Origin of the sequence: Bradyrhizobium sp. 172 (assembly GCF_023101065.1) — a bacterium.
GTDB classification, from domain to species: Bacteria; Pseudomonadota; Alphaproteobacteria; order Rhizobiales; family Xanthobacteraceae; genus Bradyrhizobium; species Bradyrhizobium canariense_D.
The window spans coordinates 2694357-2715004 of sequence record NZ_CP064701.1 but is presented as its reverse complement, the minus strand read 5'-3'; the positions used below and the strand labels follow the sequence as shown (position 1 = coordinate 2715004).

Below are 20648 nucleotides of genomic sequence, written 5' to 3'. Positions count from 1 at the left end.
TCGCTGCCTCGGCCGACCATACAACTTCGGACCCATGCTCGCTTATCGCGCGGATAAAGCTTGCTTATTTCGAGCTTTTGGGTTTTTAAAGTTGAGGTTTCACCTCTCCGCCAAACCGGCTAAGACAGGCTCAACTTACGGCGTCCAACACTGCAATGCTTGAGGAAGCTTGATGATGCTATTCACCGCAATGCATTCCGTGGTCAGCCCGAAATGAAGCTGTTGGGACAGACGTTTGGACACTGCGCGTATCACTCGATGAACGGGCGCGGGAAATGGTCGCCGCAGATTTGTCCGATGCAGGCAAAGACAAGCTTAACCGAGCATGGCGTCGAGCGCTCGATTCCCGCGAGTGAGCTGACACTATTTCGGAGTGTTCAGCAAAGCAGGAGACGGGGCGAAGATGCGTAACCTTTGGTCGATAAGGGCAAAGGTTGCTGTGAAGAGCTTGTACGCTCGCTCGTTATTGTCTCAGAGTAGTAAGCCGACTCTGAAATATCGCTTTACGGTGCCGCAGCGGAACCACGATCCCGAGATTGTTCAGCGCTTGATGGCCGCCTATCAAGCCGCCCTCGAAAATCAGAAAGTAGCTAAATTCCCGACTCCTGGTGTTGATTTATGGGATCACATCTTGAGCAATGATCTGTTGCAGTTCCGCGACGCATTGGCCGCAGGAGACTTACAATTCATTCAGAGCTTCATGCCCAACATTGGACGTGATTACACTTGGTTTGGAGGGTTGTCGCTCGGCATTGACGGGTACACGCCCGTCGAGTTCAGGCAGTCTGAAATTGCATTGCTTTACTGGGAAAAAATGGTGGCTTTGGCCGAAAGCCAAGGTGTCCTGAACTGTGAAAACCCGGAGAGTGGCCCCTATCTCAAGAACATTCACGTAAACCCGCGAGACTTGATTCTAAAGATGCAGAGCGAGCTTGGGATAGATATAGCTCCGCCGGACGACATTCTTCCCACCTTTGGTTTCATCGCCGATGAACGCGTCTACCACTATCGTCATATCAACTCGCTCTATGCGGCTGCACAATGTCGGCATTATCTGAAGCCAGGAGCCAGCGTAATCGAGATCGGTGCCGGGCTTGGCCTGAGTTGCCTGTACGCCAGGCGCTTTCAGCCGCTGGATTATTCCATTTATGATCTGCCGCTTACTTGCTTCATCTCCGGATTCTTCTTAATGAATGCCCTTGGCAAGGATCAAGTCTGCCTGTTTGGTGAAACGCCCAACCGAGATGCAGTGAAGATCTTGCCGTATTGGTCTATCGCAGATCTAGCCGATGGCGCTGTGGATCTCGCACTCAACCAAGATGGGCTGCCCGAAATTGACGACATCACGGTGCAGTTTCTCCTGCGCAATATTGAACGCTGTGTGAATGACAAATTTTACAGCTTCAACCACGAGGTATTTGGATTGCGACGGGTGTCGACCTTTGTTGCTCAGCACACAGGATTTAAACGACTGTCGCGTGGCAGAAACTGGGTACGCGAAGGGTATGTAGATGAACTTTACGCCAAGGATTGGCAATGATGGTCGGTCGGGGAGTTTAAAGCTGCAACGCTCGATCGTAATCACGCATAGGGTAATTGCAGTAGCGCTGCCGAGTCTAGGACAAAGTTAAATCGAAGTGCTTCGGCATGTTCCCGCGGCTGAAATATCACCATACACCTTAGTGGCAATGAAAAAGACAGTTTGGCCGTTCGTTCGTGCTGGAAGCTCTACACAGAATATCGCGAAGAGCTGTCGATCCCATCTGCATCTCTGTACGGAAAGGTCAACGTGAAAACAAAAGATGCTCCGCGAGGTGACTTTGGTTTCTGCCGATCCCCGCATTCAAACGAAAAACTGCTTGTGCTACTCAGTGTTAATCCCCCGACGAGCAGTAGGAAGGATCTGCCGTGACTAATGTACCCCTAGTTATCACGCTAGCGCGCAATGATCTCCGGCAGCGCTATCGTGGTTCCCTTATGGGCAATTTTTGGCTCCTTATCACACCGCTAGTCACTCTTTTGCTTTACGCGTTCGTGTTCTCCACGATCTTCAAAGCTCGCTGGCAATTTCTGGGAGCAAGCGAGTACACCAACTACGCCTTAGTCTTGTTCCCAGGGCTTATGATGTTCCAGGTCTTTATTGAGCTTTTGCAGAAGGGCGCGAACGCATACGACGCATACACCAGCATCACTACCAAGCTAAACATTGATGTACTTGACCTTATTCTCGCTAGCGTATTGGCCAGCTTTATTCCATTCCTGATCGCGATTGGCGGCTGGTATGTCGTGGTTCTCGTGATGTTTGGAGCATCATTCACGAGTGTCGGATTGACAATCCTCTGCCTATTCCTATTCGGCATCTTTTGCGTAGGCGCGACCTTGCTGTCTTCGGTCCTTGGTGCGCTGATCAAGGATTGGATCCAACTGATCGGACTGATCAGTATGGGCTTTTTGTTTCTCTCCCCAATATTGTATCCTGTGGATCACCTTCCCGAGGAATTCCGGCGGGTTCTCTACGTAAACCCACTGTCGCATTTCATCGAGATTTTCCGTCAAACTACGTTCGACCCGCACCATACCGCGTCGGTCGGATCTCTCACCGCAATTTTCTGTTTTGCCGTGAGCTTCGGATTTTCCGGTTTGTGGCTCCAACGAGCATTGTCGAGGTTTGTCGATGCGTGATTCCGTCAACGAGAGCGTAGCCGTTCACGCGCGCAGCCTGGCTAAGTATTATCATAATCACAAAAGCCGCGCTGCGCGTATCCTCGATTTCGCAAATTTTCTCGTTCGCGGGCGACGAAGCTTGCGCTTCTTCAAGACAACTTACGTATTGCGCAATATCAATTTGGATCTGAAAGTAGGAACCACGTTCGGAATACTGGGGCAGAACGGCAGCGGAAAATCGACCCTACTGAAGGTTATCGCAGGGATTCTTAGCGCGAACGATGGTGACTTGAAGGTCAACGGCAGGGTCGCGTCTATCATCGAATTGGGGGCAGGCTTCAATCCAGAAGATACCGGACTCGAGAATATACGCAGTTACCTTACGATCTACGGGATTCCCGGCAATCTCTTTGCCGGCAAGATCGAGCAGATCATCACCTTTTCTGGCTTGGGTGCCAAAATCAGGGACTCTGTAAAAACGTACTCGAGCGGGATGACGGTTCGCCTGGCATTCGCCATTATTGCGCACCTTGACGCCGATATTCTTCTGGTCGATGAAGCCTTAGCAGTCGGTGACGCGGTGTTCGCCCAAAAGTGCATGCGCTTTATCAAAGAGTTCAAAGCGCGCGGCACCATTCTGCTCGTCAGCCACGATCTCAACACCTTGCAAAATTTATGTGACGAAGCCATTTGGCTGCACGAAGGCGAGATCAAAGCATACGGCAACGCTAAGTCGGTCTGTGAACAATACTTGGAATTCACCCTCGCCGAGGATTACCCCGAATTGCCGGCTGACAAATTGTCAAGTACGGCAATTTCGTCAGACCTAGTTTGCCAGCATAGGGTTGAAGTGGCTGTTGCACAGGCGTCTCCTGAGTTGCCGAGCTCATCGTTCCAAATTGACGATCGCACAGATCTGCAGAATGGCTTCGGCGGACATAGCATTCAAATTCTTGACGTCGCGGTCCAAAGCGAGGACGGCGGAAAACGAAGACTGTTTTCAGATGGAGAAAACATGACCTTGTCCGTTCTCGTGCGCGCATTGAAGCAAGTTCAAGAACCCATTGTCGGCTTCTTGGTTAAAAATAGTCGCGGAGTAGAAATTTTTGGCGAAAATACCCTGCATGTTTCGGAGTATAATCGCTTTCACTTTGCTGAGGACCGCACATATCGAGTTGCCTTCCGATTTAAGCTCCCGGTCTTGCCGAGTGGCGACTACACAATATCCGTCGCGGTTGCCGAGGGCGACTTTCATGTGCACCAGCAGCTTATCTGGCGCCATGACGTGCTTGTTATTCGCGTGTCGTCGGAAAGGTTCCGATATGGTTTCGTTGGGCTCGATAACAGCGACATCGAGATCAAAGAGGTGATCCATTGACGCGCGGATACGACAAATGGAGTGCTTATCTACCACTTTATGAACGTGTGATGGCTGAAATTCGCCCGGACAGCGCGTACTTAGAAATTGGCGTCCAGAACATGGGTTGGATCAGCATCCTTGATCAAGAACACAAGTTTACTCGCTGTGTCGCGTGTGACGTAAATCCGTCCATTGGGAGCCATGTGGCCGGGACGCGGTTCACCGACATCATCGTCGGAGACTCCACGCGTTCTGAGACGTCGCGACAGATCAGGGCACTGAATCTAACATTTAGCCTGATCCTGGACGATGCATCACACACTCAGCACGACATCATTAAAAACTTTCTGCTCTATTTCGCTTTGCTGCGGGATGGTGGCACGTTTCTGATTGAAGACTGCCATACGGACTTCTCAGATCTTTTCAAAACGACCAACTATTATGGGCTGTCTGTTTATGAGTTCTTTGGCTCGCTCGCAGCGCTGCCCACACTTGTTTCGGTGGACCCATCGTTGTGTTCGAAGAATGCCGCCTACCAGATGATGCGTCGCTTTTTGTCCAAGGAAGACTGCAACAGCATAGTCGAGCACATAAACGAAATATCGTTCGTCAATTCGATGATTGCGATCAAGAAGGGGCGGGCGGATATTGGCGAGCGCTTACTGGTGGGCGATGAATGGCCCGTTTGTTCGATAGATCAACTTCGTACGTTCAATATTCGCTTATTGCAAAACGAGGCGCCCCCACCAGAACCAAAGATCGCGGTGGTCTATCTGAATCGAACGGCGACACCGGAAGAAGCAGCTGGACGGGACGAATTCATCAAGAGTTTCACGCAATTCAAACCGAGCATCGATTATAAGCTTTATGTCATAAACAAGGGCTTTAACGAAGAGACGTTGCCGATTCAATATCATCTGTTTTCAGATCTGAAGCCGCGGTTTGTTGATATCAGTGACGATGGCTTTGACCTAACGGCATATGGAAAAGTCTTGGATGAGATTGAAGAGGAAACCGTCTTTTTCATGAACACCTACTCGACGCCGCTGAGTGATGGGTGGCTGAATAAAGTCCATGCAGCATTCTCCCTGCCGAACGTTGGTTTGGCCGCGTGCACTGGTTCATATGAGACTCATCATCCGATGCGTGCGAATTTTCCGGAGTTTCCAAACTACCACGCGCGCTCCACGGGTTTTATGATCGACAAGGAGCGGTTTCGAAAAGTTTTGGCAGGTCGCACTTTTAATAACAAGGATGATGCCTACGCTTTTGAGTGTGGCAATACATCTATGACCCGCGTGATCGAGGCTGAAGGTTTAAAGGTTGTGATTGTCGGCTACAACGGCGTATATTCGCGAGACAACCTCTGGTATTCAGGGATTTTTCGTATGGGGCTGCAGCGAAATCTGCTGGTTTCCGACAACCACACGCGCGCCTACGCCAATCTGCCAGTTTGGCGCAAACTTCGCGTATGGGCCGATACGTGGCTTGGGTTGGGCAGGCTTGGAGGTCATCAGTTACGATGGAGCTGGCAGCACGGAAAAATGAAGCGTATGCGCTCGTGGACGAGATAACATATCATGGGGCGCAGTGTTTCTAAATGGTTGCGTAGCTCAGAGACTCCGGTTGGGTCAGGACACAGCAGCCGCGTCGCTGTATTGGTGCCGACCCACCTGGAGAGACTGGACGCAACTCTTGAAGAGGTGTTGTTGCACAATGCCCGAATGTTACGGCGTTATCATTTAGAGGTTATCCTGCCAGAGACCTGTTCCCCGACCTGGTATGAAAGCCTCTTTGAAGAACATCGGATCAATGGTTGCACGCGACTTGTAAAATCTGAGTATTTCGGAAGTACTGTGGCCGTTAACCGGATGGGGACCGACGTTAAGTTTTACAAGATGTACGAAGAGTATGATTATGTTCTTATTTGCCATCTTGACGCGCTCATTCTCGGCGATCAGCTGGATGCCTGGCTTGCGGCAGGATACGACTTTATTGGAGCGCCACTGTTTCTGCCGGATGTAGGGCGCGGTCATTTTCTAAGGCGCATGGCCCCGTTTGGGGCGAACGGAGGTCTTAGCCTACGCAAGGTTGATGCCTGCATTCGAGTGCTTGAGACGTTTAAACCGCGCCCGAACTTAGTTCGGATATTCAGTGCTGTCGCTTTCTTGGCCCGAAACCGCAGATTTGACTTGATGCAAATATTACTTCGACTATTGAATTCATTGCGCAAGGACTGGCGCGGGACATGCGAAAAATACAACATCTATGAAGACGTGTTTTTCACGGTAATCGCTCCATTGTTGGGCGCCAAAATCCGCATTCCGAGTAGTTCGATTGCAAAGTACTTTGCCTGTGAGGTAAATTTTGAGCTCCTGCAGAAAGAGGTACTCGTAAATACGATCCCCTTCGGCGTTCATGGATACGACAAGTACGTCGCCTCAGATTATCTTGCCTACATTAAAAGCATTTCCGAATATAGGCTGCTTGTGAAAGAGCTCAATCGTTGCGAGAATTCGCCATTCGTTTCGGTGGTGATGATTGTCAAGAATCTCATCGTTCAGCGCAGGCTGGAGTGTTTTGAGAGTGCTATCACATCTGTACTGCAGCAGAGTTACACGAATTTTGAAATTGTGATTGTAGATGGCGGCTCGACCGACGCTACGCAGGCAATATTGCGATCTCGCTACGGGAGTAGTCCCGGCGTCCGGATATTTGTCAAACCAGACCGGAGTGTTTGGGAGGCCATGGCGAATGGCGTGGCGTTTTCGAAAGGCGATCTGATCGCATTCATGAACTCAGACGACTGCTACAGAACCCCTTACGCGTTGGAGCTGCTAGTCGCGCGCTTAGTGAAGACTGGCGCAGATTGGGCCTACGGAAATACAATGCTGACTACTGAAACGGGAAGTTTTCCATTTCCTACCCATCTTCCTTCAGTATTAAATTGTTTTGGCGTTGTACATCAAGCCACGATTTTCAAGAAGGCCATTATTCAGGCGATCAACCCGTTTGGTAGCGGGCACGTCACTGCTGAAAATTATCTTTTTGTCGCGACATTGATGGCGGGATTTAAAGTTTGCGCTATCAAGGAGTATATCGTGGACTATCGGGTAGGTGGATTGAGTACAACGATGTATTCAGGGGAGAATTATGAATCCACGGTTTCAGATTATCTGACTTATATGAAGAAACTCACTTCGATAGGTCTTTATTTGAATGACGACGAGATTAGGGGACTTTACGGATTTAGGACCGCTGCTGATCGCGGCTTCGTAAGTTACGCGCGAAGCATTCTAAAGATTAAGGATCGTCGGCTTCGAAACCTGCTTATTCAAGGGTGTTGGAATCAGTTGCGGTCTCGCGGTCTATTCAAAGTCCTCAAAAATAAGATCCAACATATGCTTAGATGACAATCCCTCTGGCTCAATTCGCGCATCGACCTTTTCTTGACGTGGACCGTTCGAAGCTGATGAAGTGACCATTCAGTCATCACCCCATGTCATGGCCGTGAAAACTCGCTTACCGGCTGCACTCATATTTTCGAATGTACGGGTCTGGTTGTCTTTGATGAGAAGGTTGCGCTGATCTTCACGTCGGAAGGTGCCGCTTTTTGGCCATTCCTCCATCGGGTATACATTCCCATTCGCACCCACCACTACGATCGTCAAGCCTCGCTGAAGAATTCGCTGCGTCAGCCCGTTCGGCCCGCTTTCGAAAAGGTATGAATCGTGTTTGGTATCGATCGAATCGGGCAGCGCATCGAGAAAGACCTGTCGTTCGATCATGAAGGCATTCGTTCTGATGTGCGGGTTCGGAAAAGGCGCCAACTCCTTCAAGTGCTCCAGCGCGCCATCCGCAGCTAGTTGGTTGGCCCAATAGGCTTCAAATTTTTCATCCAGCGCTCCGTCGTAGTTGGCGCGGAACGAGGGCGCGGCGAAATAGGAAATCGCGGTGGTCACCACGATATTCGCTAGTCGCCGCGGCAGCCGAGTCCTAATTACTTGGAAGATCCGTCTAAGGCCGGCCGGTTTTGGAATTCCTTTGTTTTGAAACAGCCACCATCCCTTTTGGGCGCGCTTCATGCTGCTCACAGGACTTTCATAGGAACCAGTGGCCCCGGCGATTCCGACCGCAGGATCAGCAAACGTCGAACGTAGTTTGCGAAGCCAATCGTCAGACGCGATTTCCGAGAACGTGTTGAGGAAGACCACATGCGTGTGCGGAAGCTGCGCGGCAGCCTTGGCATAGGCGTTGATATCGAAGCCGTCATCCGATACTGAAATGGAATGAGGAAATGCGCGCCTCAGGACATTGTCGAGCGTAGATTCCCCCGGTGGGAAGCCTTTTCGGATCACCACGCAATCATGCGCAATCCCGGGTGGATGACGCTCGAGCGATTCAATGAAATTTGTGACCGGTCCTTTTCCTTCGGAATAACGTGCCAGGTAAACAACCGCGATATCGCTGGTGAAGATTGATGCCTGACCTGGTGCGATGTTGTTGTCGTTGTTGCTGGATAATCGAAACATCTAGATGACCTGCGACGATAATCCGAAAGACCAGGCTCACCGGCCTTCAGCGAGATCACTAATATAGCGGGCATAGGCGCCCTTTCCCAGCGCTGCGCCCAGGCGTGCCAGCTGATCGCGATCGATGTATCCTTGGCCGAAAGCCACCTCCTCGGGACAGGCGATCCGAAATCCCTGTCGCCGCTCGATCGTTCCGACAAACTCGGCGGCTTGCAAGAGGCTATCCGGCGTACCGGTGTCAAGCCAGGCGAAGCCGCGCCCCATCAGCTCAACCGCAAGCTCTCCGCGCTCAAGATAGGCCCGGTTCACATCGGTGATTTCGAATTCGCCGCGTGCTGACGGCTTGATGTTGGCCGCAATATCGACAACTCGGTTATCATAGAAATAGAGTCCCGTAACGGCGAAGTTCGACTTCGGCTGTAGTGGCTTTTCCTCGATCGAGGTCGCATTGCCCTTCCTGTCGAACGCGAGCACGCCGTAGCGTTCCGGATCGGCGACACGATAGGCAAACACCGTGGCGCCGGTGGTCCGCGACGTGGCGCTGGTGAGCAAATTCGGCAGCCCATGGCCAAAGAAGATGTTGTCACCGAGAATGAGCGCCGAGGCGTCGCCGCCAATGAAATCGGCGCCAATCACGAACGCCTGCGCCAGCCCTTCAGGTTTGGGCTGCACCGCGTAAGACAGCGACAGGCCCCACTGATTGCCGTCTCCCAACAAAGCCTCGAATAACGGCAAGTCCTGCGGCGTCGAAATGATCAGGATGTCGCGGATGCCGGCCAACATGAGCGTGGTCAGCGGATAATAGACCATCGGCTTGTCGTAGACGGGCAGCAACTGCTTAGAGGTCACGAGCGTCATCGGGTAAAGGCGCGTCCCGCTTCCGCCAGCAAGAATAATGCCCTTCAAAGCAGATCTCCCGTTCAAATCCCAAGAAGACGATCAAGGCAATCCGTCAGAGACTGCTTCAGCGGAGGCAGCCCCACATCGAACACCGCCGCCAGTTTCGCGCTCGAAAGCTGCGAATTTGCTGGTCGGACGGCAGCTGTCGGATAATCGGGAGTCGAGATCGGGTCAAGCAATACGGACCGCCCGCCGCGGGACGCCGCGAGATCGGTGACCTGTTTCGCGAAGGCGTACCAAGTCATCGGGTCGGGCCCAGCAAGATGCGTGACACCCGCATAATGCGGCTGCCAGCCCCCCGCCACCCGCCCGGCGATGGCGCGGATCGCGTCGGCGATATCCGGCGCATATGTGGGGCAACCTACTTGATCGTTCACTACCCGCAGCCGGTCGCGTTCCGATGCAAGGCGAAGAATCGTGCGCACGAAATTACCTCCAAACGGCGCGTAGAGCCATGACGTACGCAAGATAACGTGCCTTGGGTTCGCCGCGGCGACAGCTAGCTCGCCCGCCAACTTGGAGCGGCCATAGACGCTTTGTGGGTTGACCGGATCGCTCTCGACATAGGCGCCGGTCTTCATCCCGTCAAAGACGTAGTCGGTCGACAGATGGATGACCGGAATGCGTTGATCTGCGGCCGCCGCCGCTACAAGGCCTGCGCCATTGCGATTGAGCGCAAATGCGAGATCGGGTTCCGACTCAGCCTTATCCACCGCCGTGTAGGCCGCGGGATTGACCACCACGTCGGGACGGAAAGCGGCAATGGCTCGCTGGATCGAGACTGCGTTCAGCAGATCGACATCCGGTCGTCGGCCAAAGCCAAACTCAATCTCCTTGTCGGCGGCCGCAGCCTCCCGGAGCGACCGCGCGACCTGGCCCTCGCCGCCAATCACATAGATCCGCATCCGTGGATTCACGCCCCCACCAGACCGAGACGTTCGCCGCCATAGACCTTGTTCCGCAACGGTTGCCACCAATCTTCGCGCGCGAGATACCACTGCACTGTTTTTTCGATCCCGGTTTCGAACGTTTCCTGCGCTCGCCATCCCAGATCGGTTTCGAGCTTGCTGGCATCAATCGCGTAACGCTGATCGTGCCCCGGGCGATCGGCAACGAACGAAATCAGCTCGTGATGCGAGGCCTCGTTCGGACGCAGGCGATCCATCCACGAACAGATCTGCTGGACCACTTCGATGTTGGTCCGCTCATTGCGTCCGCCGATGTTGTAGGTTTCGCCCGGTCTGCCTTTTGCGAGAATGACGCCAAGCGCCCGGGCGTGGTCTTCGACAAACAGCCAATCGCGAACGTTGGAGCCGTCGCCATAGACCGGAAGAGACTTGCGATCCAGTGCGTTGAGGATAACCAGCGGAATCAACTTTTCAGGAAAATGATACGGCCCGTAATTGTTAGAACAATTGGAAACGATGACAGGCACATCGTAGGTTCGGTGCCAGGCTTTCGCCAGATGGTCGGAAGCAGCCTTGGTGGCCGAATAGGGAGAACTGGGATCGTAGGCCGTGGTTTCGGTGAACAAGCCGGCCTCTCCCAGCGACCCATAAACCTCGTCCGTCGAGACGTGGACGAAACGAAAATCATCCGCCTTTTTCCTCGCCGACGCAGTGTAGCGGCGAGTCGTCTCGAGCAGCGTGAAGGTACCGACGACATTGGTTTTTAAGAACAGGTCGGAGCCGGATATCGACCGATCGACGTGGCTCTCAGCGGCAAGATGAACCAGTGCGTCCGGCTGGTATTTCTCAAAGATCGCAGCCATCGCGGCGCCGTCGCAGATATCGTGCTTTTCGAACGCAAACTGCGGACTGGAGGCAACCGGCGCCAGCGACGCCATGTTGCCGGCATACGTCAATTTATCGACCACGACGACGTTATGGCCGAGATCGGCGATGAAATGACGACATACCGCCGATCCGATAAAACCGGCTCCTCCAGTCACGATCACCCGCATTGCGCGACCTCCTCACCCCCCGAATTGAAAACCCGGAGGGACGTCTTTCAACCGCGGTTGCCTCCGGTCCTTGTCGGATAAGACCACGTCACCCGCCGAAATCCGCCAATCGATGGCTAGATCAGGGTCGTCCCATGCGATACCACGATCGCATTCCGGCGCGTAGTAATCGGTCACTTTGTAGATGACCTCGCAATGGTCGGTCAGTGTGACGTAGCCATGAGCTAAGCCGGGCGGCACCCACAATTGACGCCAGTTCGCCGCCGACAGCTCGACGGCGACGTGGCGGCCAAAAGTCGGCGAGCCTACCCTGATGTCAACGCCAACGTCGAGAATTGCTCCGCGCGAGCACCGCACCAGCTTGCCCTGCGCGTGGGGCGGAAGCTGATAATGCAAGCCGCGCAGCACGCCTTTCTGCGTCGAAACCACGTGATTGTCCTGCACGAATGCCGCTTCGACGCCGCTCGCAAGTAGCGCATCCGCACGAAACGTCTCCGAGAAAAATCCCCGCGGATCGTTATGCCTCGCTGGGCTCACCAGCAGAATGTCCGGAATCTCGAGCCGTTCAATCTTCATAGCCACTTTCGGATGATCTATAATTCTTCAAGCGTCTGCGCGCTGGACGCGTCTGACGTTCTATGGCTTAAGGCATCCCCTCTGGAACCTAAAGCATTCCTGGCGTCAACGTGCTAATATCTTGAAGGTATCACAATACTCAAGAGGTTTTCGCGTTCCGGACAATGATCCGAGACGCGCCTGCAGCCAACACAAGTTGAAATCGATCAATGTTAGCGACTGTCGAAACACGAACCGGCGAAAGACGTCCCACCGAGACCGTTACCTGGGGCGCCGGACAAAAGTCCTCCGAAATGGCCATTGCTGACATTCGGGACGGTTTCGCCGCCTGGCGTCTGTGGGGCCGGATGGGATGGAACGACATCCTTCAGCGCTATCGCCGCTCGTTGCTGGGACCGTTCTGGCTGACAGCCAGCATGGCAATCATGGTGGTGGCGCTGGGATTCTTATACGCTGAACTGTTCAACACCCCGATTCGCGATTTCCTGCCCTTTCTCTGCACGGGTCTGCTGGTCTGGAATCTGCTCGCGACCTTCCTCAGCGAAGGCGGCATGATCTTCACGGCGGCCGAGTCCTATATCAAGCAGGTCCGGCTGCCCTACTCGATCTATGTTTATCGGTCGAGCTGGAGCAAGATTATCGTCTTCGCCCATAACTGCGTGATCTATTTTGGGGTCCTTGTCTATTTTGGGATCTGGCCCGGTGCCACGGCCTTACTGGCGATTCCCGGACTGATCCTCCTTGTGTTGAACGGCACGCTGGCAACGGTCTATATCGGCATTTTGTCCGCCCGATTCCGCGACATCCCACCACTCATCAACTCTATCGTGCAGCTAATATTTTTTGTTACGCCCATCATGTGGAAGCCGGAATTGCTCCATCGCCGGGCCTATATCGCCGACATCAATCCGTTTTTCCATCTGATCGAGATCGTGCGGACGCCGTTGTTGGGAAATGTCCCCAACCTCAAGAACTACTTTGCCGTGCTGTTGATCACGGCCGTCAATCTAGGGCTTGCCGGTTTGGTCTTCACGCGCTTTCGCCCGCGTATCGCCTACTGGATCTGACGATGATGAACACCGACAATATTCGGTCAGAACTGACGATGGAAAATGTCAGCGTGTCGTTTCCCATCTATCATGGCGGGTCGCGGTCGTTGAAGAAGAGCCTGCTATTCCGTAGCTCCGGTGGCCATTTGGCAACCGACGCTAACCAGCGCATCGTCGTCGAAGCGCTGCGAAACGTCTCAACGCATATCGCCGCTGGCGATAGGGTCGCACTGATCGGATCAAACGGCTCCGGCAAAACTACCTTGCTGCGCGTGATGGCTGGCATCTATGAGCCGGTCGTCGGCACGGTCCGCACTCGCGGGACGATCTCTCCGATGCTTGACATCGGTCTTGGCATTGATCCGGACATCAGCGGCTATGAGAATGTCCGCATGCGCGGCCTAATCCTCGGCATGACGTCCGACGAAATCGCCAGCAAAATGCAGGACATTTCCGACTTCACGGAGCTTGGCGAATATCTGGACATCCCAGTGCGCACCTATTCCTCGGGTATGATGACGCGATTGACCTTTGCGGTGGCGACCAGCTTTGCCCCCGAAATCCTATTGATGGACGAGTGGATCATGGCTGGCGACGACAGATTCATCACCAAAGCCAGGTATCGCATCGACAATTTCGTCGCGAAGGCGAGCATCCTGGTGCTCGCTTCCCATAGTGCCGAGACCTGCCGCCAGTTCTGCAACAAGGCCCTCTGGATGGATCAGGGCATTATCAAAGCGGCAGGTTCCCTCGAGGAGATCCTCGAAATGTACGCGGAGACGCAAAGAGACCGCGTCGAACTGGCGTGAGCGTCCGTTAGAGGCGGCTGAACAATACCCCACGAGAAGCTCCAGATTGTCGATGAAGCTTTGCCGCAAGAAACCGGACTTCCAGATCAGCCACAGCGACCAAGCTGCCTGCCTGATCCTGCCGTAACGGTCAAGGACGGATGAGCATTGCCCGATCACGAGCAATGGAGTGTCGCTATACAGATGGCAGACATTTCTCTGTCGCTGGCTCACAAGATATGGGAGAACGGGCGAAAACGGCCTTTCTAAAACTTTTTAGCAAAAGCACGACGTAAGCGATGCCACGCTGGTGCCTGGGTGAAAGTCTTTACGCAGTCGGGTTGCGCCACTAGGCTCCGGCACCATGCAAAAATTCCAAACCATCCAAGCACTGCGCGCTTTAGCCGCCAACATGGTGGTCGTATTCCACTTCGTAGGCCTTAACGCGAGGATCGACCCGCCGTACCGAGCAATCGAGTCCGCCATTGCAAATCTGGGCATCGGGGGCGTCCATTGCTTCTTCGTTATTAGCGGGTTTGTGATTACGACTGTTGCGCAGCGTGAGAATTGGCAGCGATTTCTTTTTTTGAGAATTGTTAGGATTTACCCGATTTACTGGGCTTAATTGGCGCTGATGCTGGCGTTTTATTTGGCAAGAGGCTGGCCCGATCCCGCCCCCGCCTTTCTCAATTCGGTTTTTCTTCTGCCTGCAACGACCCCACTTTTACCGGCGGGATGGTCGCTGGTCCATGAGGTCTATTTCTACGCAGTGGTAGCGCTCGCACTCGCGCTGGGACTCTCTATGGTGCGGCTTCTCACAGGCTGGGCCGTACTGATCGCCGCCGCTCAGCTGTTTACGACATCCACGAATCCTGTGTTGCAGATCGTGACGCGCGCCTCCACGATTGAATTCATTGCTGGCGGATTCATCGCGTTAGCCAATGTACGGCGTCATGGATTGGCAATACTCGTAACCGGCGCAGCCCTTGTCGCCGTTGGACAAACCTTGTGTGGATTACTTGATCCCAGTCAGCAATGGTTGCGCATGTTGCTCATCGGCTCACCCTACATGTTGGTGGTATATGGAGCGATTTCGCTTGAAAGCACTGGTTGGGGGACGCCCCCTCGGTGGGCGATCAAACTGGGCGATGCTTCGTACTCCACTTACCTCAGCCACTTTCTGTTGCTTGCACTTTTGACCCGCCTTTTCTCGACCCAACAGCACGGCTTAGTCGCGCAGATTCTATTCGCAGGTTTGTGCATAATTGCAGCGAACATTTGGGGCGTATTGAGCTTCAATTATTTGGAGCTAGCAATCGTTCGAATTGCCCGAAGTAAGAAGGCGGGAGAGATTGTCACAACACACACGGCGACAAACATAGGTTGATCGCGATCAGTCCCGCTTGAGCTGCCCAGAGGCTCGATGAGTCATTCCACAGCGAAATCGGAGGTTCGGGTTCGTTGGGCCTTCGTCGTGGCGACCAGCTTGCCCTTCTGTTAGCGGACGAGTGGTTTATGGCTGACCATGACAGATTCATCACTAAGGTCAGGCATCGCATTGACAATTCGTCGCGAAGGCGAGGATTCTGATGCTGCTTCCCACTTTGGATGGATTAGGGCACTATCAGATGTATGCAGAGGCGCAATGGGGCAACTTCGAGAGGGCGTGAAGCGGCCTCACAGGCGACCAAACAGCGCCCCTACGAAAAGCGCGAGATTCTCGAGGAAGCTTTGCCGGTAAACACCAGATTTCCAAAGGAGCCATAGCCGCTTGGGTGATGCTGCCAAACGCGCTTGGGTGTAGCGGGCGAGGACGAGTGCGTTGTGCGGCGTCAGCAGGCTTCGAATGCTGCCTAGCACATTCAGGTTTACCTCATTCCACATTGCGAAGCGGCCGCCCAGGAATGCGAACGATCGAACAAGCCGAGCCCGCAGACCGATGTTAGCTCCGACAAGATTTTCCACATGTTGTCTGTATCTTAGGCTGGGCCAGGGATCGTAATGCGCAACGCCGCCGATCCCCGTCACGACCTGGTACGTCCACCAATCGTGCGATACCAAAGCAATCTCAGTCGGCGTGGCCCGAAGCGCCAGCCGCGCCGCGCGATTGAAGACCATCGTGTTGCCGCCGCCGATGTTCTGCACCAGCGCATTCTGAAAAGTTGGCTCGCGTAAGAAGAGAGGTGAGAAGCCGATCAGCGCGCCGCTCTCTTCGATCAACTCGGTTCGCGTAAAATACAGAGCCGGACGATCGCTTGGACGCGCTTCGAACCAGCTCACCGCCTTCGCAAGTTTCTCCGGAAACCAGACGTCGTCTTGGTCGCTGTAGGCGAACAGCTCGCCGTCGATATCGTCAGATCGGACCAGCGACGCGAAATTCTGCCAGAAACCCATCTGCGGCCCTCGCCGCACCACCACCCGCTGGGGAACCTGCTTGGCAAACTCCTGGATGATCTGAATCGTATCATCCGTCGAGCCATCGTCGGACACCAGCAATTCCCAGTTGCGATAGGTTTGCGCCTTATAGGAGTCGATTTGCTCCTGAATAAATGCGGCGCCGTTTCTGGTCGCGAGCAGAATGACGACTTTAGGGCTTGCTAACGGCAACTGGGAAGATTCCTGATTGAGCTTCTTACAGCCATCACTGCGGCGACGCTGGGGCTCGGCTTCTCTTAGACTATCCATCTTATTCTTCAAATCGCGGATGAAAACCCCGCGGATTCCAGCCAAAATCGCGGACCGCCGGCGCGGGATCGAACACCATGTCCTTCGCCATCCGGGCGCCCATCGCGGCATTTGCATTCGGAAGGAACGGCTTTGCCAGGGCAAATGCCAGCCGCCAGACGAATGGTGGCGCGGATATGATCCGGCGCGGTTTACCAAGTGCATCGAAAATCCGACCGACCATCTCACGATAGCTAATCGTCTCACCGCCCGGCAGCGCATACGTTTTGCCGATTGCCGCCTCGCTTGCGGCCGCGGCAATGGCGCCGATCGCCAGGTCTTCGGCGTGCACGGGCTGCCGTAGCCCAGCACCGTTGCCCATCAACGGCAGCACGCCGAAGCGTCCACAGAGCCGCGCCAGCCGCGAGACGTTGCCGTCGCGGCCCTCCGCATAGATGATGGTCGGGCGCAGGATGGTCCAACCGACATTGTAGCGCTCGCATGTGGCGATCAGCCGTCTCTCCCCCTCCGCAAGCCGCTGCAGCAGTTCGCGCTCCGACGCGACTTCGGATTCTATCTTAGTGACGATGCTGGTTGAGGTGAAGACGACGACGCGCTTCAAGGTCGTCGTATAGATGTACGGCAGTGCGTCCGCCAGCAGAGCAACCTCCGCGGTGCAATACAAGGTCTCGAACGAAGGCACCTTCAAGGTTTCGGGCGTGGCGAGATCACCCTGGAGCCACACTACACCGCAGCTGCGGTGGTTCACCCGGGACAACGCCAGCGGGGTTTCACCGGACTTGACCAGATGTTCGACGATATAGCCTCCGACGATCCCGGTGGCGCCCACAACGAAACTCTGCATCCCCATCAACTCACTGCGGCGCGGCGGCGAACAACGCGATCAGGATGTCGTTTATCGGTCTATCTGCCTTACGCCCAATCGCCTTCCGCTGGTTACGGCTAAGCTTGCCCGAGTTCAAGCCTCAGCATGGCACCGGATTGACCTAAGTGATTCTGCTTCCTACGGAGGCGGTTGCCCTTAAGCAGTGGCGAGTGTCCCCTATACCAAATGAAAGTTGCCTTGATGCGCCAGTAACTGCGCAATTTCAAAATGCTGGAGGATGGTGGCATCACCGGGAGTGTCTATGGCGGCTTCTCCGAGCGTATCACCGTGAATGATTGTCAATACGGAGCCCAAATCGGCACCTTTATCGAATTGACGTGCATGCTTTGAGCCTGCGAGATAGAGGCTGCTTTGATCGAGAGTCGGCGTGAACACGAAACTATCGTGCGCAATATGAATGAATGGCAAGCTGGCGCTTTGGCTGGGCTGAGTAGCGGCGAGCGCTCCAGCGTTCGGGGCGTCAACAAAATGGAAGTCATTCCGGAAATGCTGATCCAGCCATTGAGGAGGCCCAACGGGTGCACCATCAGGTGCGGCCATGGCGCTAGAGGCAGAAGTAGAGCCGATCGTACCATCGCCGTTGAGGTCCTGATGGAAGATCGTCTCGAATGACTCCAGCGATCCGCTGTTTGGCGACGCGCTTGAGAGGAGATCTGTGACATAGTTGCCGCTGCTGTCGCTGCTCCAGATGTTGTAGAGACCGCTGGCTGAATTCTTCCAGGCAACATCGTAACCGCCGCTGACAGCCTCTGCACCGAGGATGGTCCAGTAGCTGCCAAACTGGCCAGCAGTAAGCGCCGCCCCACCAAACTTCAGCACCGATCCGCTATTGCTCCCAACCGGTTCAAGATAATAGTTGCTCCCAACTTGTACCAGGCTGGTCGTACCAAGTGCCTCGATCGTCGTGCCGACAAGGCCGATCGTACCATCGCCGTTGAGGTCCTGATGGAAGATCGTCTCAAGCTGTTCGAGGGCAGCGCTGTTTGCCGCGACGAGACCGATGTCGGAGACGTAAGTGCCGTTGCTGTCCGTGGTCCACACCGAGTACTGATTGGTGGCAGAGTCCTTCCAGACCACGTCATAGCCGGCGCCGATCGCTTCTGTACCAATCGGTGCCCAAGCGCTGCCGAATTGTCCGGCGCTTACAATCAAGCCAGCATATTTGAGCTCCGGACCGCTTCCGCCGGCGACCGGGTCGAGAAAGTAATTACCTCCAACTCGGACTAAGCTGGTGACGCCGAGTGTCTCGATATTCGCAGTGATGGGCCCGATCGTTCCGTCGCCATTGAGGTCCTGATGGAAGATCGTCTCAAGTTGTTCGAGGGCAGCGCTGTTTGCCGCGACGAGACCGATGTCGGAGACGTAAGTGCCGTTGCTGTCCGTGGTCCACACCGAGTACTGATTGGTGGCAGAGTCCTTCCAGACCACGTCATAGCCGGCGCCGATCACTTCTGTACCAATCGGTGCCCAAGCACTACCGAACTGTCCGGCGGTTACAATGAAGCCAGCATATTTGAGCTCCGGACCGCTTCCGCCGGCGACCGGGTCGAGAAAGTAATTGCCTCCAACTCGGACCAAGCTGGTGACGCCGAGTGTCTCGATATTCGCAGTGATGGGCCCGATCGTTCCGTCGCCATTGAGGTCCTGATGGAAGATCGTCTCAAGCTGTTCGAGGGCAGCGTTGTTTGCCGCGACGAGACCGATGTCGGAGACGTAAGTGCCGTTGCTGTCCGTGGTCCACACCGAGTACTGATTGGTGGCAGAGTCCTTCCAGACCACGTCATAGCCGGCGCCGATCACTTCTGTACCAATCGGTGCCCAAGCACTACCGAACTGTCCGGCGGTTACAATGAAGCCAGCATATTTGAGCTCCGGACCGCTTCCGCCGGCGACCGGGTCGAGAAAGTAATTGCCTCCCTGCTGCACCAGATTGGTCATTCCGAACGTCTCGATGACGACGGGTGCAAGTTGGCTTATGAGCGTAGTGTTTGAGACGGTACCGTCGGCAAATTGGAAATTCTCCACGCCGGACGAGGTATCCGTGCCGTCAGGCGAACCCGAGCGCTGGTCAATCAGCGTAAATGTCTGCGTCGCCGAATTGTAAGAGATGCCGTAGCTCGCCCGATTGCCGGAATACACCGCCGTGTCGGTGCCGGCGCCGCCGATGATGGTGTCGCTGCCACCGCCTCCGGTGACTGTGTCGTTGCCAGACCCGCCGTTCAGAACGTTGGCGATGGCGTTGCCGACGATGGTATCGTTGCCGGAGCCGCCGGTGGCGTTGTCGATGTAGGAACGCGCGTCGTTGTTGTAGAGATAGGCATTGTAGACGTTGCCCGACGCGTAATGGCCGTTGCCGAGATTGGCGAGTTGAACCGACGAGAACAGAGACGACGCACCTGGATTGAGGTTGATGCTCAAGTTCGTCGTGTAGTTCGACAGGTCGTAGGTATCGACGCCGCCACCATCCCAGATCGTCTCGTAGATGCGATTGGCCGAGCCACCGACACCGCCATTGTCGGCCGGCTGGCCAGCCCCGTTGATGAACTCCTGCCCGGTGGTCGGGCTCCACGTGTAAACGGTGGTCCCGCCCTGGGTGGTGTAGTTCGCGCCGTACATCGTCTGCAGGGCGAGAATATCGTTGGCCATATAGGTCTGCGGATACCCATAGGCTTCGTTGGTGTAGCCGCTCGTGGTGGAAGCACCGACATAGCTGCGATAGCTCATGACGGTGTATTCGCTGTCGTCATGCGCGCTCGGCACCGCGACATTGGCGGGGCCGCCTGCCTCCTGACTGTGCTTCAAGCCAAGGGCGTGTCCGAGCTCGTGCAACGCAGTCGTGAAATAGTAATTGCCAAGTGCAGCCTGCGAATAGTTGTAGGCAGTTCCGAACCAGACATCGCCGCCGGCCGCGTAATTGCCGGGGTAATAGGCGTAAGATGTCGGATTGGCCGCTGGCGACTGCGCGACCATGATGTCGGCGCCGTTCGTCCCGGCGTACTGGATGTTGGCGTTGGTGTAGCCGAGGATCAGTCCAATCGCGTAATTGATCGCCGCCTGCATCTGACTCGGCGCCGAGGCAAAGCCCGACTTCGTCGGCTCACCGCTGCCGCCGCTGTAGGAACTGGCGTAGTCGCTTGCAGCGTCCGGAAAGCTGTAGGTGATCGTGCCGGACCATTTGTAGCCCGACAGCAAGCCGTCGATCTCGGCGTAGTTGGTGGCACTTACGTTGACGGCGGTGGCCAAGG

15 protein-coding genes and 1 pseudogene are annotated in these 20648 nt (G+C 54.9%); 8 read left to right on the top strand and 8 right to left on the bottom strand.

The features are described 5' to 3' along the window. Nucleotides 1–403: 403 nt before the first annotated feature. From IVB07_RS12870 to IVB07_RS12850, 5 genes are all read left to right on the top strand, one after another. A complete protein-coding gene (locus IVB07_RS12870; protein WP_247403329.1) occupies nucleotides 404–1540 on the top strand; it encodes a putative sugar O-methyltransferase in 1137 nt (378 codons plus the stop codon). Nucleotides 1541–1908: 368 nt separating this feature from the next. Beyond that, the gene (locus tag IVB07_RS12865) at nucleotides 1909–2682 is read left to right on the top strand and encodes an ABC transporter permease (protein WP_247403345.1); all 774 of its coding nucleotides are present in this window, start codon (nucleotides 1909–1911) and stop codon (nucleotides 2680–2682) included. After that, on the top strand, nucleotides 2675–4042 hold the full coding sequence (locus IVB07_RS12860) for a Wzt carbohydrate-binding domain-containing protein (RefSeq protein ID WP_247403348.1): 1368 nt from the start codon (nucleotides 2675–2677) through the stop codon (nucleotides 4040–4042). The genes IVB07_RS12865 and IVB07_RS12860 overlap by 8 nt, the downstream gene beginning before the upstream one ends. Beyond that, nucleotides 4039–5598 carry a class I SAM-dependent methyltransferase gene (locus tag IVB07_RS12855; RefSeq protein ID WP_247403351.1) on the top strand — a complete coding sequence of 520 codons (1560 nt, stop codon included), beginning with the start codon at nucleotides 4039–4041 and terminating at the stop codon, nucleotides 5596–5598. Before IVB07_RS12860 ends, IVB07_RS12855 begins: the two co-directional genes overlap by 4 nt. 6 nt (nucleotides 5599–5604) lie before the next feature. Then, nucleotides 5605–7437 carry a DUF5672 family protein gene (locus tag IVB07_RS12850; RefSeq protein WP_247403354.1) on the top strand — a complete coding sequence of 611 codons (1833 nt, stop codon included), beginning with the start codon at nucleotides 5605–5607 and terminating at the stop codon, nucleotides 7435–7437. Nucleotides 7438–7509: 72 nt separating this feature from the next. Here IVB07_RS12850 and IVB07_RS12845 read toward each other — a convergent pair whose 3' ends face one another. The 5 genes from IVB07_RS12845 to rfbC are packed head-to-tail and all read right to left on the bottom strand — an operon-like array spanning nucleotide 7510 to nucleotide 11995. Then, the gene (locus IVB07_RS12845; protein ID WP_247767706.1) at nucleotides 7510–8556 is read right to left on the bottom strand and encodes a hypothetical protein; all 1047 of its coding nucleotides are present in this window, start codon (nucleotides 8554–8556) and stop codon (nucleotides 7510–7512) included. A gap of 36 nt (nucleotides 8557–8592) precedes the next feature. Continuing rightward, complete coding sequence (gene rfbA, locus IVB07_RS12840) at nucleotides 8593–9462, bottom strand: glucose-1-phosphate thymidylyltransferase RfbA (RefSeq protein WP_247403359.1); 870 nt, start codon at nucleotides 9460–9462, stop codon at nucleotides 8593–8595. Nucleotides 9463–9476: 14 nt separating this feature from the next. Continuing rightward, complete coding sequence (gene rfbD / locus IVB07_RS12835; RefSeq protein WP_247403362.1) at nucleotides 9477–10361, bottom strand: dTDP-4-dehydrorhamnose reductase; 885 nt, start codon at nucleotides 10359–10361, stop codon at nucleotides 9477–9479. A gap of 8 nt (nucleotides 10362–10369) precedes the next feature. Next, on the bottom strand, nucleotides 10370–11419 hold the full coding sequence (rfbB, locus tag IVB07_RS12830; RefSeq protein WP_247403365.1) for a dTDP-glucose 4,6-dehydratase: 1050 nt from the start codon (nucleotides 11417–11419) through the stop codon (nucleotides 10370–10372). A 12-nt stretch (nucleotides 11420–11431) separates the two neighbouring features. Then, nucleotides 11432–11995, bottom strand: a complete 564-nt coding sequence (gene rfbC, locus IVB07_RS12825) for a dTDP-4-dehydrorhamnose 3,5-epimerase (protein WP_247403368.1) — start codon at nucleotides 11993–11995, stop codon at nucleotides 11432–11434. Nucleotides 11996–12288: 293 nt separating this feature from the next. Here rfbC and IVB07_RS12820 point away from each other — a divergent pair, with 293 nt between their 5' ends. From IVB07_RS12820 to IVB07_RS12810, 3 genes and pseudogenes are all read left to right on the top strand, one after another. Continuing rightward, on the top strand, nucleotides 12289–13062 hold the full coding sequence (locus tag IVB07_RS12820) for an ABC transporter permease (RefSeq protein WP_247403370.1): 774 nt from the start codon (nucleotides 12289–12291) through the stop codon (nucleotides 13060–13062). Between the two features lie 2 nt (nucleotides 13063–13064). Further along, the gene (locus IVB07_RS12815) at nucleotides 13065–13853 is read left to right on the top strand and encodes an ABC transporter ATP-binding protein (protein ID WP_247403373.1); all 789 of its coding nucleotides are present in this window, start codon (nucleotides 13065–13067) and stop codon (nucleotides 13851–13853) included. Nucleotides 13854–14196: 343 nt separating this feature from the next. After that, nucleotides 14197–15219: pseudogene (locus tag IVB07_RS12810) on the top strand (acyltransferase). Nucleotides 15220–15509: 290 nt separating this feature from the next. Here the strand turns inward: IVB07_RS12810 and IVB07_RS12805 are convergent. The 3 genes from IVB07_RS12805 to IVB07_RS12795 form a co-directional block, all read right to left on the bottom strand. After that, a complete protein-coding gene (locus IVB07_RS12805) occupies nucleotides 15510–16517 on the bottom strand; it encodes a glycosyltransferase family 2 protein (RefSeq protein ID WP_247403379.1) in 1008 nt (335 codons plus the stop codon). A gap of 1 nt (nucleotide 16518) precedes the next feature. Continuing rightward, a complete protein-coding gene (locus IVB07_RS12800) occupies nucleotides 16519–17361 on the bottom strand; it encodes an epimerase (RefSeq protein WP_247361586.1) in 843 nt (280 codons plus the stop codon). 198 nt (nucleotides 17362–17559) lie between these two features. Continuing rightward, complete coding sequence (locus IVB07_RS12795) at nucleotides 17560–20646, bottom strand: M10 family metallopeptidase C-terminal domain-containing protein (RefSeq protein WP_247767705.1); 3087 nt, start codon at nucleotides 20644–20646, stop codon at nucleotides 17560–17562. Nucleotides 20647–20648: the final 2 nt, after the last annotated feature.

Bases quoted from the DNA above. Each gene is read 5' to 3' on its own strand.
- IVB07_RS12870 (WP_247403329.1), top strand. From the start codon at position 404: ATGCGTAACCTTTGGTCGATAAGGGCAAAGGTTGCTGTGAAGAGCTTG.
- IVB07_RS12850 (WP_247403354.1), top strand. From the start codon at position 5,605: ATGGGGCGCAGTGTTTCTAAATGGTTGCGTAGCTCAGAGACTCCGGTT.
- IVB07_RS12860 (WP_247403348.1), top strand. From the start codon at position 2,675: ATGCGTGATTCCGTCAACGAGAGCGTAGCCGTTCACGCGCGCAGCCTG.
- rfbD (WP_247403362.1), bottom strand. From the start codon at position 10,361: ATGCGGATCTATGTGATTGGCGGCGAGGGCCAGGTCGCGCGGTCGCTC.
- IVB07_RS12805 (WP_247403379.1), bottom strand. From the start codon at position 16,517: ATGGATAGTCTAAGAGAAGCCGAGCCCCAGCGTCGCCGCAGTGATGGC.
- IVB07_RS12845 (WP_247767706.1), bottom strand. From the start codon at position 8,556: ATGTTTCGATTATCCAGCAACAACGACAACAACATCGCACCAGGTCAG.
- IVB07_RS12820 (WP_247403370.1), top strand. From the start codon at position 12,289: ATGGCCATTGCTGACATTCGGGACGGTTTCGCCGCCTGGCGTCTGTGG.
- rfbC (WP_247403368.1), bottom strand. From the start codon at position 11,995: ATGAAGATTGAACGGCTCGAGATTCCGGACATTCTGCTGGTGAGCCCA.
- rfbB (WP_247403365.1), bottom strand. From the start codon at position 11,419: ATGCGGGTGATCGTGACTGGAGGAGCCGGTTTTATCGGATCGGCGGTA.
- IVB07_RS12815 (WP_247403373.1), top strand. From the start codon at position 13,065: ATGATGAACACCGACAATATTCGGTCAGAACTGACGATGGAAAATGTC.
- IVB07_RS12800 (WP_247361586.1), bottom strand. From the start codon at position 17,361: ATGCAGAGTTTCGTTGTGGGCGCCACCGGGATCGTCGGAGGCTATATC.